Origin of the sequence: Geofilum rubicundum JCM 15548 (assembly GCF_000974365.1) — a bacterium.
In the GTDB taxonomy this organism is placed as follows: Bacteria; Bacteroidota; Bacteroidia; order Bacteroidales; family Marinilabiliaceae; genus Geofilum; species Geofilum rubicundum.
Map to the genome: position 1 here is coordinate 162,906 of NZ_BAZW01000002.1, position 14,807 is coordinate 177,712.

Here is a 14,807-nt window from a genome sequence, read left to right on the forward strand (position 1 = left end):
TGATATGGGATAAATTTAATAGTTTATCGATTCTTACTTGCTAGCGCCCACCCTTAGTTGAGTACTTTTTTGTCCATTTCCATTTTTCTCAAATAGTTGTCGAGCAACTCCGCCTTGAGTTTGGTAATGGCAATACGTCCGGAGCGGGTAAACTGCACCACCCCGTATTGGTCCATTTTTTCAAACAACTCCTGGGTCTCCTGCTTGTGGCCGGTCTTTTCAATAACGGTGTATTCTTCTGTTATTTCCAGAATACGGGCGCCGTACTGACGCACCAGCTTTTCTATCTCATTGCCATTCAGCAGGGTTTTGGTCGGCACCTTGTACAAGGCTATTTCCTGGTGAATGATGTCCTCATCGGTGAGGACAAAGGCTTTGATGACGTCAATGCGCTTTTCGATTTGCTTGGCCACCTTGTCGATTTCTTCGCGGGTGCTGAATACCACAATGGTAAATTTGTGTATGCCTGCGATGGCCGACTCAGAGGTGGTCAGGCTTTCGATGTTGAGGCTCCTGCGGGTAAACACGTTGGTGATCTGATTGAGCAAACCAACCTGGTTCTCCGAGAATATGCTGAGTGTGAATTCTTGTTTCATTCTCATTTTTCTAAATTGTTAACATTGTAAGGGAACAGCTGTTATTCTAATCGGATATCTGAAACAGAGGCGCCGGATGGAACCATCGGGAATACGTTACCTTCCTTTTCCACAATTACTTCTAACAGAAAAGCGCCCTCATGGTTCACCATTTTTTGAATGGCTTCCTCCAGATTGTCTCTTTCGGTCACTTTTAAGGCTTCAATATGGTAACCTTTGGCAATGGTTTGGAAGTCCGGATTGATCAATTCAGTGGACGCATAGCGGCTGTCGAAAAACAGTTCCTGCCATTGGCGCACCATGCCCAGAAAGTTGTTGTTCAAAAGCACGATTTTGACCGGTATCTTGGTCTGAAAAATGGTGCCCAATTCCTGAATGGTCATCTGAAATCCACCATCGCCCACAAAGAGACAAACCGGGCGGTCCGGGGCGCCCAATTTGGCACCCATGGCAGCGGGCAGGCCAAAACCCATGGTGCCCAAACCACCGGAAGTCACCACACTGCGCGATTGCTTGAATTTGAAATAGCGACTGCCCATCATTTGGTGCTGGCCTACGTCGGTTACCATAATGGCATCGTCGTTAAAGGCGTTCGATATTTTGTGCACGACTTCTCCCATGGTCATCCCCGGTTTGGAGGGCGCCAGTTCTTCGTTGATGATGCGGTCGAACTCAATGCGGTCACAAGCCCGGAACTCCTGCAACCAGTCCCCGTGCTTGTTGGCACTTATTTTCTGGGTCAGCATGGGCAGCGATTCCTTCACGTTGCCCAGAATGGGCACATCGGCATGGACGTTCTTGTTGATCTCGGCATCGTCGATTTCCAGGTGGATGACTTTGGCGTTGGTCGCATAGGTTTTTAAATCACCCGTTACCCGGTCGTCAAAGCGCATCCCAATGGCTATGATCAAGTCGGCGTCATTGGTCTTTACATTGGGTCCATAATTACCGTGCATGCCCAGCATACCCACGTTTTGGGGATGATCTGTTGGCATGGCCGATAAGCCCAGCAAGGTCCATGCCGCCGGAATACCTGATTTTTCAAGGAAGGCCAACAACTCTTTTTCGGCTGAGCCCAGAATAACCCCTTGCCCTACCAGGCCAAAGGCTTTTTGGCCAGGTTAATCAGTTGGGTAGCTGCTTGAATCTGAGCCGGATCACTTCGGGAATGGGCTTGTAGCTGCGGATATGGGTGACCGGCTCGTAGATGTAATCAAAGCTGGCAAACTGGGCATCTTTGGTGATGTCGATCAATACGGGACCCGGTCGACCGCTGCGGGCAATATAAAAGGCACGGGCAATGGCATAAGGTATATCTTCTGCTCTTTTTACCTGATAGTTCCATTTGGTAATAGGTTGGGTAACACCAACCACGTCGGTCTCCTGAAAGGCATCGGTACCCAAAAGGGTTGAGCCTACCTGTCCGCTGATGACCACCAGAGGGGTGGAGTCAATCATGGCATCGGCAATGCCGGTAACGGCATTGGTGGCACCCGGACCGGAAGTAACAATGGCAACACCGACTTCTCCCGTTACCCTGGCAAAACCTTGTGCGGCATGTATGGCTCCCTGTTCATGGCGGACCAACACATGGTGCAACTCATCCTGGACGGAAAACAGGGCATCGTAAACCGGCATAATGGCACCACCGGGATAGCCGAATAGTATTTTAGTCCCTTCAATTTGAAGCGACTTAACCAGCGCGTCGGCACCTGTCATTCTCACCGCCTGCTGGCTTTTTCCTTTGATCGCTGTTTGGGATTGTGTTTCCATAATATAATGCTTAAAAGGGGGTTGTTAACTGATTCATTATTCTGTTTCGCCGGGCAAGAGGCGCACCGCTCCGCGGTCTGCCGATGTCACCATGCTGGCATAGGCCCTGAGGGCTTTTGAAACCGCACGCTCGCGCTGTTTGGGTCGATAGGCCTGGTTGTCCTTGGCCTCTTCCCTGGCTTGTCGGTTTTTTATGGTTTCGTCGCTGACCATGATGTTGATGGAGCGCTGGGGGATGCTGATTTCTACGGGATCTCCATCTTCAATAATGGCGATGTTGCCACCGGCCGCTGCTTCAGGTGAAACGTGTCCGATTGAAAGTCCGGAAGTTCCTCCGGAGAAACGGCCATCGGTCACCAGGGCACATTGGGCACCCAGCTGGCGTGATTTTAAATAGGAGGTGGGGTACAGCATTTCCTGCATGCCCGGACCGCCCTTGGGACCTTCGTAGCGGATGAACACCACATCGCCTGCTTTGACCTCTCCTGAAAGAATGCCGTCGCAGGCATCGTCCTGCGACTCGTAAACCCTGGCCACACCTTTAAAGTTGAAGATGGACTCGTCTACCCCGGCTGTTTTGACGATGCACCCGTCCTGGGCAATGTTGCCAAACAGAACGGCCAGTCCGCCGTCCTTCGAATAGGCGTGCTCCATATCTCTGATGCAACCAGCTTTTCGGTCGGCATCCAGGTTGCTGTAGGTCGCTTTTTGCGAACCCATCACCAGGTTGATAAATCCACCCGGTGCACTCTGGTAAATGTCTTTGGCCTTGGGTGTGCATTGCGGATCCATGATGTCAAATGCTGCCAGAGCAGCTTCCAGATTGGGAAAATCAATTCTGCCAACGCTGGTATCCAACAGTCCGGCCCGATTGAGTTCGGCCAGGATGCCCATGATGCCCCCTGCCCGGTTCACATCTTCGATGTGGTAGTCGCTGTTGGGGGCCACCTTGCACAAAACCGGCACCTTACGCGACAATTGATCAATGTCCGCCATGGTAAAAGGCACCTGCGCTTCATGTGCGATGGCCAGCAGGTGAAGGACCGTGTTGGTGGAACCGCCCATGGCTATGTCCAGCGTCATGGCGTTCATAAAGGCTTTTTTGGTGGCAATGTTGCGGGGTAAAACCGAAGTGTCACCATCCTGATAATACTTATAGGCCAGTTTAACCACCTGATGGGCGGCGTCCTGAAACAATTGCTTGCGGTTGACATGGGTGGCCACAATGGTGCCATTGCCCGGCAGTGCCAGTCCCAAAGCCTCATTGAGACAGTTCATGGAGTTGGCGGTGAACATACCGGAGCAGGATCCGCAGGTGGGACAGGCGTTTTGTTCTACGGCCAAAACATCTTCGTCGGATACCGAATCGTCGGCTGCCATCACCATGGAGTCGACCAAATCCAATGCCTTACCCTCCAGTTTGCCGGCTTCCATGGGTCCGCCCGAAACAAAAACAACCGGGATGTTCAGGCGCATGGCGGCCATTAACATACCCGGTGTTATTTTGTCACAGTTGCTGATGCATATCATGGCATCTGCCTGATGGGCATTTACCATATACTCTACACTGTCGGCGATTAAGTCGCGCGATGGCAAAGAGTACAACATGCCATCGTGCCCCATGGCAATGCCATCGTCGATGGCAATGGTATTAAATTCAGCTGCAAAGCAGCCCTGTTTTTCTATTAATTTTTTAACGTCCTGACCGATTTGGTGCAGGTGGGCATGCCCCGGAACAAATTGGGTGAAGGAGTTAACAACGGCTATCAGTGGACGTCCCATTTGTTCGTCCTTCATGCCGTTGGCGCGCCATAAACTTCTGGCACCTGCCATTCTGCGACCCTGCGTTGTGGTATTGCTTCTTAATGGAATCTTCATTCTTGCTTATTTATATCCTGGTTCCTAAGCAGAAACCCCTCTCACGTATGAAGTGAGAGGGGTTTCAAGTTTTTTATAGCTTAACTTTTTACATACCTATCTCACTTCTCTAATGGTTCACCACGAGAATAATAATGACGACGAGAAGGAGAGATGTAAAAAGTGTCATGATCTGGTTTTTGTTTAATTACAATGCAAATGTATGAATTTTGTCATAAATACAAACTGTTGTGCAAAAAAAAGTTTCACTTTTCTGTTATTTTTTTACAAAACAGGGGGTTTTGGCGTTGAAAAATCAAATTTTCTGTATAAATATTCACAAATTCTTGTTATTAATATGCAAAGCTTCGGTTTGGAGCCAGGCTTTCTACATAAACACTTTTGGGTGAAAAAGGTTTGCGCCGATGTTCTGATTTTTCCTGTTATTTTTATGGGGGACCCGGCCTCTTCTGATCCTGGGTGTTTATTTCAGCAGGCAGTGATAAAAAACATCGGGTCAGCAGGCCGTTGTCTGCTTTTTGATAAATTCTGAGGGTGTCTGACCAAACTGTTTTTTAAAACATTTGCTGAAATAGTAGGGATCCTCCATTCCTACGGCCAGTGCGGTTTCGGAAACGTTTAAATCTTCATTTTGCAAAAGTTCTGCGGCTTTTTTTAATCGAATGGTCTTAATTAGATCGTTGGGAGAAAACCCGGTGAGTCCCTTCACTTTGTGGTAGAACAAGGTTCGTCCCATTTTGGTCGTCTCCATGATGCGCTCTACCGATAGCTGGGGATCACTGATGTGGGCATCGATGAAGGCGTGAATGCTTTGTAAAAACTGGGCATCCTTGTCGTTGGCGTTTTCGGGCAGGGTGCTTAAATCGGGCGTGCTGGCATATTTTTGTTTGATAACCTCCCGCTGTTCCAGCAGTTTGGTGATTCGTAATTTGAGGAGGTCCAGACTAAAGGGTTTGGTTATATAAGCGTCTGCCCCGGCATCAAAACCTTTAAACTGAAATTCCTCAGCTGTATAGGCGGTAAGGAGGATGATGGGTATATGGCAAGTGGCCATACCGGATTTCAAGTGTTTGGTCACCTCGTATCCATTCATCTCAGGCATCATGATGTCACACAGAATCAAATCCGGCTGCGTTTTTTCGCTTAATTGCAGTCCCTTTTTGCCATTGGGGGCCGTTCGTACCCGGAATTGGCGGGATAAGTGATGTTGCAGATATTCGGCAATTTCGGGGTCATCCTCTATAATGAGAATCTGTTTATTGGTTTTTTGAGCGCCTGGAGTGGCGACGGGCGCGAAAGTGTCGGTTTCCGGAGCGATGGGGCGGAGGGCTTGAGTTGAGTCGGCGGCACACGGGTTGACAGGGACTTTGACTACAAAACCAGCGCCACCGATGGGAGAATCTTCGTAATGGATAGATCCGTTATGGGCCTTCAGTAGCTCGTGGATGAGGTTCAGTCCGATCCCTGTTCCGGGCATGTCGGAGTCGAAACGCTTGAAACGGTGAAACAGTTCCGGCAGAAGTGCCGTGGCAATGCCCGGTCCGCTGTCGTCCACTCTCAGGGTCATCTGACCCAAGGCTTCGTCTATATGGAGGCTTACATTTACGGCGCCGTTTTGTGGTGTAAATTTAAGCGCGTTGGACAGCAGGTTGTGCAGGGTTTTTTCTAATATCCCCTCATCGATGAGGCCTGCATAATGGGTATGACTTGAACTCAGCGTCAGTTTGATTTTTTTTCGATTCGCCTGACTGTCAAAATGACTGCTTATGTTTTTGATATGGCTGACCAGTTCCAGAGGGGTAGGTCTGACAACCGGAATGTTACTTTGGAGTTTTCGGAATTCGAGCAGTTGATCAATCATTCTCAGCAGTCGTTCTGAACTTTTTTCAAGAAAGCCGACCTCCCTGGAAATGAAAGCAGGATCCTGGCTTTGCCGGACATTTTCAATGGTTCCCTTAATGATGGTTAAGGGGGTTCTGAATTCATGGGAGATATTGGTGAAAAACTGAAGTTTGTAGGCGGTCAAATCTTTCTCTATTTTTATTTCGGCCGATAGACGGTCCATACGCCGAATAGCGGTATTGACGGCGTATATAAGCAGGGCAATAACGACGCTGTAAATAAGAAAAGCCAGGGTGCTTTGCCACCAGGGCCCATTGACCCGGATGGGTAAACGGGCTTCGGAATCGCTCCAGATGCCCTGACTGTTTTTGGCCTTTACTCTAAATGTGTAGTCTCCTGGCGGCAGATTCCGGTAGGAAGCAAAGCTGTGACGGGTTAAATGGTTCCACTGCTCTTCAAAGCCCTCCAGAATAAAGGTATAGGTATTGGCTTCCGGATTCAGGTAATCCGGAAGCGTGAAGTGAATGTTGATGTTTCTTTGCTGATGGGATAATTCCAGTGTTTGGGTGTTATATAAGGCTTGAGAAAGGGGCGATTTGGGGCGTCCCGGCAGGACCATTTCGCCATTGATATCCAATGAGGTAAGATAAACGGGCGGAAGGTTCTTGTGCTTTTCTTCCCTTCCGGGGTTAATTCTGTGAAGTCCGCTGTGACTGCCAAACAACAGGGTGCCATTGTGGAGTCTGCAGGAAGCGGACTCAGACAGCAAGTCCCCTTCCCAGGAATCCGACAGCTTGATGTTTTCAAAGGTTTGATTGGCGGTGTTGAATTTTGAAAGTCCGCTCTCTGTGCTGATCCATAGGTTGCCCTCCATATCCTGACGGATGTCCTGAACAATATTATTGACCAGACCATGATTGATGTTGTAATGTTCGAACCTGGTTTGGTAGATGGGATTTCCTTCCAATACTTTGTTGATGCCTCCGCCGGAGGTGCCTATCCACAATTGTCCACTACGGTCTTCCAGGATCGCTTTAACTTCGTTGTTGGCCAATGATAGCGGATTTCTTCTGCTGTAGTGGAAGTTGTGAAATGCCTTGGGGTTATTAAGCAGAGAATCCGGCAGAAAAGTAAAAAGGCCGTTGTTGCCGCCCACCCAAATTCTGCCCTTCCGGTCCTGCACCAGACTTCTTACTCTGGATTGTTGCTGATTTATTTCTGAAAAATTCTGGTATTGTACCCGATTATTTTTAAAAGCGGCCAGCAAAATCCCTTTTCCATAGGTCCCTATCCACATTCGGCCGTTTTGATCCCTTAAGATGTCATAGATATTTTTATCCTGTTCCGAGTCCGGCCCACTTTGGTAGAGCACCGAAAAGTCGGGGTCGATGACTAAAAGCCCTTGTCCTTTGGTGCCTATCCAGATGTTTCCCTCCGGATCTTCGTAAGCCGTATAAGGCAGCCCTCTGTTGAAAGTGTATTCCCAAAGAAGGGTCTTCAGGTCACTGCTGTATACATAGAGCAGTCCTTTTTTGGTACCGATCCAAATCCTGTTTTGTTGGTCCTGAAAGACCAGACGAACAATTTTGTTTCGCTCGGTTTCGTCGTTGCCGGGTATGAAGGTCTCCGATACAGATTGTTTTCTTGAAATCTTGATGAGTCCGCCATGCTCGGTTCCGGCCCATATCTCTCCCGATTGATCTTCCGACACGGAAAGCAAATAATTGGTGGGAATTTGGTTGTAGCGATCCGGATGGTGTTTTAGGTGGGAGATCTCTCCACTTTGCTGGTCCAAAGCAAAAAGACCGTTGCCATAGGTGCTTATCCAGATAATATCTTTGGAATCATGCCAAATGCTGTATCTTTCCAGGTCTATGGTAGCCATTATTTCCGGCGGAATCAGATTGTGGCAGATAAACTTTTCCTTTGCTTCCTGGTATTGCCAGATTTTCCCGCTGTTGTTGTATAGCCAAAGTTGTCCCTTGTTGTCCTTTAGAAAGCGGGCGTCCCTGATCTCTTCCCCATCAAAAAGCCGGGCGGCGGAAGAAAAAGTTGCGTTTTGTTCCGTGTTAAAAAGAAAAAGGCCGGATGCCTTGGCCAGGAGGTAGTGGTTTTCTTTTAATTTTTCTGTTTTTAATACTTCGGCCGTTCTTAAATACTCAGGAAGCTCCTCGGTGTTTTTGAGCTGGTTGGTCGTCTTCCGGATTATTTTAAGTTCGGCATTTCTGGTGAAAAGATAAAGGTTTTCGTTGTCCTCCAACATGCCCATAATGCCTTCCTGTACGATTCTTTTTAAAGTACCGTGGTGATAGCGGAAGAGCGCATTGTTCGTGGCGATGTAAACGGACTGGTCCGCACCTTCCGTGAGGAAGTAAACCTGAATATTGTTGAGTTCCGTGGCAAAAGTAGTGGTGACAATCTGCCCATCTTCCTTTTGAATGAGCAGGCAACCGTTGTGATGGTCCCACAACCAGATGTTTCCGTTGGAAGCCTGCAGGAAACTGCCGTAAGACGTTTGGTTGCCTTCGAATTTTTCAAACCTTTGGAGATGGATGTTGTAACAATTGAAGTGATTGGTGTTGGTGATGGCCCATATATAGCCATCCGGGTCATAAAATAGGGTCCTTATGCGATTATCAGACAAGGAAAGCTCTTCCCCGTATTCCTGTTGCAGCACATGGAAGCGGGTGCCATCAAAGCGGTTGAGGCCGTTCAGGGTACCAAACCAAAGGAAGCCTCTATGGTCCTCAGCCATGGAAGTGACCGTGTTTTGGGACAATCCATCCCGGCTGGTGATGTTTTCAATACTTAGTTGAGACTGGGCCTGGATGGAAGTTTCCAGAATCAGGAAAAACAAAAAAATCAAATACTTTCCAATTGTTGCAGATTTGCTCCCCATATCTATTGTCAATTTCTACTTCCCCGCAAGGAAGCGGCAGTTTCTACTTTGAGTTGTGAAGAGTCGTACACTTATGCAAATATAAACTAAATCGGACAGATTTCTTTTAACGCTTTGTGAATGCTTTTGGGTTAGCGATGTAAGGTATTGAAAATCAACTGTTAACACAGTGTGTGTGGGTGTCCCGTATGGATAACTTTATAGGTAAACGGACAATTTTCCATTTTTTGAGGCCCCTCTACAGGTTAATTTTGTCAAACAAATAAGAATAGGTGTTAATGAAAATGATACCAATGCATATGTACAAGTTGAAAGATAGGTCTGTTTTTTGGGTTTTAGCCGGCATTTTGCTCCTGTTTGCTGCCTGTGAACCTAAAATGGAAGAATATTATGAGGTCCCGGGCTGGCTAAAGGGCAACGCCTGGGAGGTACTGGAAGCCAGGGGCGACTGTTCCATGTTTCTTGAAGCTATTGAAGCAGCAGGTTTCAGGGATGTCATTCAAGGGCGTGGAATCATTACGGTTCTGGCCCCCGATGATGCGGCTTTTGGTGCTTACCTGAACAGTCGCGGCTTATCTGCCCCTGCTGAACTTCCTTTGGAAGAACTGAAGGAGTTGATAGGCTTCCATTTGGTGTATTATTCCTTCGATCAACAGCGCTTTGCCGATTACCGGCCCGATGGAATGACCAATGAAGAAGAGATCTCTGATCCCGGATTGTACTATAAGTTCCGAACCAAAAGCGATCCTGGTACCGAGGTACGCATGGACTACACGGTACCCGTCAATGAAACACCTCCGGCCCTCACCATTTTTCATAAAGAGCGGTTTTTGCCGGTTTTGTCGGGGAATCTTTTTAAAAGCAAGGGGATTGATGCCGGTTCAAATTACCGTTACTTTTTCCCCGGAAAGGCTTTTCCCGAAGGTTTAAACGATTTTAACTTTATGAATGCGGCGGTTAAGGATTACGCCTTGGTTGCTGACAATGGTTATGTATACATTATTGATGAGGTGCTTGAGTTGGCCGAATCGATTTATGAAACCATTGACCAGAAGGAGCAGTATTCTCAGTTTTTGGGTTTGTACGACCGGTTTGCCGACTATCAATTTTCTCCCGACTTAACGGAGGATTATGGCGGTGGCGATTCCCTGCACCTGTTTTATCATTTGGGTTTACCCAAAATTGCTTCCATGTGGTCGTATAACGGGGAGGGCTTTTTGCCCGATTATGCCGATCTCGCAACGCTGACCCGCATGGCCAATAATGTTTTTGCGCCTAATAATGCGGCTCTCAATCAATTTTTCACGACTTTCTGGGGAGACCATTATAACAGTTTTAGTGACATACCATTTGTGGCTGCCCGTTACCTTTTAGAGAACCATGTTTATGAAGGGGATGTGATTTTCCCGGAGGAAATTGAAAAGGGAGAAGTTAGCACGCGTTACGGAAATGTGATTCGTTTTGATACCGAAGCGGCCGTTGATAAAGCACTTTCGGCCAATGGCACTTTTTACGGCATCAATGAGGTGGTGGTTCCGCGGATGTTCGAGAGTGTAACGGCACCGCTTTTTCAGCAAGCGCCGTATTCGATGTTTTTGCAAATGCTGGATCACGTGAATGGCGTGCAGCCTTTGATGACAGATAATTTGTCCTTTTCCTTCTTTTTGCCTTCCAACAGTATGCTGCAAGAACGGACGACCGTTAATGGAAAGACGCTGCTGTACCAGAATCTGAATCCCAACAGGTACGGTCAGCAAACGGTTATGATTGAAGGAGATGATGAACCCTGGGTGCCGATGTCTTTTTCGGTGATGAATGGTCTGGTGAACAATCACATTGCCAGCAGGGTGATGACGGAGAAAGCCGGTTATAAGGTCTTCAAGACCCAGAACAGCTTTCAATACCTTTTGTTGATGGATGATGAATCGTTGTACTCCTCCTTTGTTTTTAACAATTATCCCGATCAGCCGGCGACCATTGAAAAAATTGACGATTATTACAACGGTACTTCTTATGCATTGACCGGTTCTTCAGCCATCGCACTTTCCCAGGATTATGCCTTGTTCAAAGATCAAATCAGGTACAATACGCCTCCTGAATTGGCGGTTTTTAAGCAGTTGCTGGATGCAGGCGGTTTGTCGAATACATCACCGGCTTACAATTTTTTGCAAGGGGAGCGTTTCATTGTCTTCGCTCCTTCTGAAGAGGCCGTTTATCGGGATTTGGGAAATCTCCCATCCATGCTGCCTGAGTTTCTTTCACGTTACATGAAGCTCTATTTTGTGAGTATTAACGAGAGTGGCTTGTCGGATTATCCTTTTGCCGGAGCAGGTATAGAGGGAAGTGTGAAAACCTTTGCCTATGGTTCAGACGGGCAACGCATCCCTCTGGAATTAATTGATCAGGGTGACGAATTGCAAATCGTGGATCCCAAAGGGAATGTCCATAAAGTGATCAGCATTTTTCCAAAAATATATTCCGACGGCTGTGTTTACCTGATTGACGGAATGTTTGAATCTGATGACCAATAATATAAGTAAATAATATACTGATGAAAGCAGTTGTGTTTTTTTTCTGTCTCATATTTCTAATAGGCGGAGTTCAGAGATCCGGGGCTCAGACGATGCTCAGAGGGAGGGTCATGGACAAGGATCTGAATGAGTCTCTGATTGGGACCAATGTGTTTGTGGTGAATGAGGCCGACCGGGCACTGGGAGGTGTGGTGGCGGGCTCAAACGGCCAGTACATCATAGTGGTGCCCGATGGTGAAAACCTGTCGATAGCCTTTTCTTTTATCGGGTATAAAACCCTGCGGATTCCCTATACCGGGCAAACCCAATTGAATGTGGAACTCGAAACGCAGGGTGTTGAATTGGCCGGCGCTGAAGTTGTTGGCCGGCGGGTGGAACGTTCATCGGTCGGTTTAACTGAGCGGGAACTGGTGACCGCCACGCAGAAAATTACGACGGAAATGCTGGAAACCGCTCCCGTGGCTTCCATTGAAGAAGCCTTGCAGCAGAATGGCCAATGTGGATATCCTCACAAGTGCGGAACCGGGGGCTAAAAGCTCCATTCGCATACGCGGGACTTCTTCCCTGAATGCCTCTTCAGAACCCCTGATTGTGGTGGATGGCGTTCCTTACCCGACCACCATAGCGGACGATTTTAGTTTCTCCACGGCCAATGATGAAGATTTTGGTGCGCTGGTCAATATTTCGCCCAATGATATTGCGTCTATTGAGGTGCTCAAAGATGCGGCGGCTACAGCCGTTTGGGGTTCAAGAGGAGCCAATGGAGTGCTTTTGATCAATACCAAAAAGGGGCGAAGCGGGAAAACCCGCTTCAGTTTTTCGTCCAAATATGATGTTCGCAATGAAGCCTCTACCATTCCCATGCTGAATGCTTCTCAATATGTGGCCATGATACAGGATGCGGTCTGGAATACCGTTAATGACCTGGGTTTCTCCAACAGTCAGAGCTATCTTTCCTTGTTGTTTGATACCCCCGAAATTGGGTTTGATCCCAATTGGATCTATTTTAAGGAGTACAACCAGGATGTGGACTATGTCGATGAGATCACGCAAAGGGGCTTTTCGTCCGACAACAGTTTCTCGATGACGGGCGGTGGCGACCGGGCCAATTATCGCCTGTCTCTGGGTTACCTGAATGAAGAGGGAACAACTATTGGCAGCGGGTTTGAAAGGTTGAGTGCCTTGCTGAGCATCAATTACCGCTTTAGTCACAAACTACGTATTACCACTGATTTTTCCTTTTCAGATGCCGAGCGTAGCAGTTACTGGCACAATCCCAGGGGGCAGGCTTTGACAAAAATGCCCAACATGAGTCCTTATTACATGAATGAAGACGGGACACGTTCTCAGGAATATTTTACCCCTAACAGTTATTTTCAGGGTACCCTCGGAAGCATGCGAAGCACCGAAATAAAAGGGGGTGTTTTTAACCCGGTGGCGATGGTTCATGAATCCATCAACAATACCAATTCCAGCAACAGCCGTTTTGTGTTTAATTTGAATTACAATTTATTAAGAGGACTGGATTTTTTTAGTGTGGTGGGACTGGATATTCGGAAAACCAAAAACAAGCGTTTTTTGCCCCAAACGGTTACCGGGGTTACCTGGATCGATCCCTGGTTCAACCGCAGTGCGGATATGCTTTCCGACAATGTCTACCTGAATACCGAAAATCGCTTGTTGTTCAGACGGGGCATTGAGAATCTTCATAATTTCATAGCTACCGGAATTGTCCAGACCTCCGAATCGGTTTCTGCCAATTACAAAAGTGAGGTGAGCGGAAATGCTTCTGCCTCTACCTCCGATCCGACAGCCGGGGGAACCATCGCAGACATGGGGTCTGGCTCCAGTAAATCGCGGCAATTGGGTTTTATCGGCAACCTGCATTATGCCTTTTTGGACCGGTATATGATTAATATGGGCTACCGTTTTGAGGCCAATTCCACCATGGGCGCCAATAACCGCTGGGCTGGTTTTCCCACGCTGGGCCTGGCCTGGCATGCCAATGAAGAGTGGTTTTTGAGAGACCTGGAATGGTGGAATACCTTTAAGGTGAGACTGAGTTGGGGCCAGAGCGGAAATGCACCCTCCGGATCTTATTCCTACATCGGAACCTTTGATTCACTCAATCCGGGCTACATTGATTATCCGGCCATTGAACCCAACTCCATTCATTTGAATAATCTCAAATGGGAAACGGTGAGTCAGGGTAATCTGGGAGTGGATCTCGCCTTTTTGAAGGACCGCCTGCGTACCTCATTTGATGTGTACAATAAGTTGACCGTTGACATGTTGCAGAAGAACATCGTGCTTCCGGAAAGCTCCGGCCACAGCAAAATTAACTGGTACAATTCGGGAGAAATGCGCAACAGTGGCTGGGAATACCGCATTGATTATGATGTGGTTAGAAACAGTAACTGGACGGTTTCTGCCAACTTTAATATTTCACAGAACGAAAACGAGGTACTGACCTTACCGGATAATCTGACGGATTATAAATATTCTTTTGAGAATGGTGCCTATGCTTACCAGATCGTGGAGGGCAATCCGCTCGGCTCCTTTTATGGCTACAAGTACCTGGGTGTTTATCAGAATGCGGATGAGACCTATGCCAGGGATGCGGAGGGGCAGTTGATTCAGGATATTTCCGGGGATCCGGTATTGGTGCGAAACGGTGGAGATCCGGTATATCCCGGTGATGCCAAATACCAGGATGTTAACGGAGATGGTGTGATCGACCAGTTTGACATCGTTTATCTGGGAAATTCCATGCCTGCAGCTACCGGTGGTGCCGGGTTAACGGTGAGGTATAAATCGCTGACCGTCAATGCTTTTTTACATGGAAGAGCGGGTCAGAAGGCGGTGAACCAAACACGGATAGATACAGAGAATATGCATGGGGTGCAAAATCAGAGTGCGGCCGTTTTAAGGCGGTGGAGGCATGAAGGGGATGATACGGATATTCCCAGGGCACTTTATAATAAGGGGTACAACTATCTGGGGTCCGACCGCTTTGTGGAGGATGCCTCTTTCTTAAGGTTGAAAACCCTGAGTCTGAAGTACAGCGTTCCCTCTAAGTTTTTGGATCGTTTCGGTGTGGAGCGTCTGGATGCCTACACCACCATCTATGATATTTTTACCTGGACCAACTATACCGGCCAGGATCCGGAAGTACCCTTGTCGCGGGATGACGGGGTGGCCTATCTGATTGCCAAGGATAAGGCCTATACCCCTAAGCCGGTGAGGATCGCTTTTGGTATTAATCTAAATTTTTGATCCATGATAATT

Annotated in this window: 8 protein-coding genes; 3 read left to right on the top strand and 5 right to left on the bottom strand. The window is 47.8% G+C overall.

The genetic code is table 11. The features are described 5' to 3' along the window. Positions 1-53 precede the first annotated feature (53 nt). From ilvN to JCM15548_RS02045, 5 genes are all read right to left on the bottom strand, one after another. Entirely contained in the window at positions 54-596 is a 543-nt protein-coding gene (gene ilvN, locus JCM15548_RS02025) for an acetolactate synthase small subunit (RefSeq protein WP_173427637.1), read from the bottom strand. A gap of 41 nt (positions 597-637) precedes the next feature. Next, complete coding sequence (locus JCM15548_RS22630; RefSeq protein WP_262486856.1) at positions 638-1,651, bottom strand: thiamine pyrophosphate-binding protein; 1,014 nt, start codon at positions 1,649-1,651, stop codon at positions 638-640. A gap of 70 nt (positions 1,652-1,721) precedes the next feature. After that, positions 1,722-2,369: a thiamine pyrophosphate-binding protein gene (locus tag JCM15548_RS22635; protein WP_227625342.1), complete on the bottom strand. Its 648-nt coding sequence runs from the start codon at positions 2,367-2,369 to the stop codon at positions 1,722-1,724. A gap of 36 nt (positions 2,370-2,405) precedes the next feature. Further along, on the bottom strand, positions 2,406-4,247 hold the full coding sequence (gene ilvD, locus JCM15548_RS02035) for a dihydroxy-acid dehydratase (protein ID WP_083984917.1): 1,842 nt from the start codon (positions 4,245-4,247) through the stop codon (positions 2,406-2,408). Between the two features lie 496 nt (positions 4,248-4,743). Beyond that, entirely contained in the window at positions 4,744-8,988 is a 4,245-nt protein-coding gene (locus tag JCM15548_RS02045; protein ID WP_062122213.1) for a hybrid sensor histidine kinase/response regulator transcription factor, read from the bottom strand. Between the two features lie 278 nt (positions 8,989-9,266). Between JCM15548_RS02045 and JCM15548_RS02050 the strand changes: the two genes are divergently transcribed. The 3 genes from JCM15548_RS02050 (at position 9,267) to JCM15548_RS02055 (ending at position 14,795) form a co-directional block, all read left to right on the top strand. Further along, positions 9,267-11,519: a fasciclin domain-containing protein gene (locus JCM15548_RS02050; protein WP_083984918.1), complete on the top strand. Its 2,253-nt coding sequence runs from the start codon at positions 9,267-9,269 to the stop codon at positions 11,517-11,519. A 110-nt stretch (positions 11,520-11,629) separates the two neighbouring features. Then, complete coding sequence (locus tag JCM15548_RS22640) at positions 11,630-12,052, top strand: hypothetical protein (RefSeq protein WP_227625343.1); 423 nt, start codon at positions 11,630-11,632, stop codon at positions 12,050-12,052. Next, positions 12,018-14,795 (top strand): SusC/RagA family TonB-linked outer membrane protein, encoded by a 2,778-nt coding sequence (locus tag JCM15548_RS02055; RefSeq protein ID WP_262486857.1) that lies wholly within the window; start codon positions 12,018-12,020, stop codon positions 14,793-14,795. Before JCM15548_RS22640 ends, JCM15548_RS02055 begins: the two co-directional genes overlap by 35 nt. Positions 14,796-14,807 lie beyond the last annotated feature (12 nt).

What these genes read in the sequence shown, in the direction of transcription:
- ilvN (WP_173427637.1), bottom strand. Translation starts at nt 596, where the DNA reads ATGAAACAAGAATTCACACTCAGCATATTCTCGGAGAACCAGGTTGGT.
- JCM15548_RS22635 (WP_227625342.1), bottom strand. Translation starts at nt 2,369, where the DNA reads ATGGAAACACAATCCCAAACAGCGATCAAAGGAAAAAGCCAGCAGGCG.
- ilvD (WP_083984917.1), bottom strand. Translation starts at nt 4,247, where the DNA reads ATGAAGATTCCATTAAGAAGCAATACCACAACGCAGGGTCGCAGAATG.
- JCM15548_RS02045 (WP_062122213.1), bottom strand. Translation starts at nt 8,988, where the DNA reads ATGGGGAGCAAATCTGCAACAATTGGAAAGTATTTGATTTTTTTGTTT.
- JCM15548_RS02050 (WP_083984918.1), top strand. Translation starts at nt 9,267, where the DNA reads ATGAAAATGATACCAATGCATATGTACAAGTTGAAAGATAGGTCTGTT.
- JCM15548_RS22640 (WP_227625343.1), top strand. Translation starts at nt 11,630, where the DNA reads ATGGACAAGGATCTGAATGAGTCTCTGATTGGGACCAATGTGTTTGTG.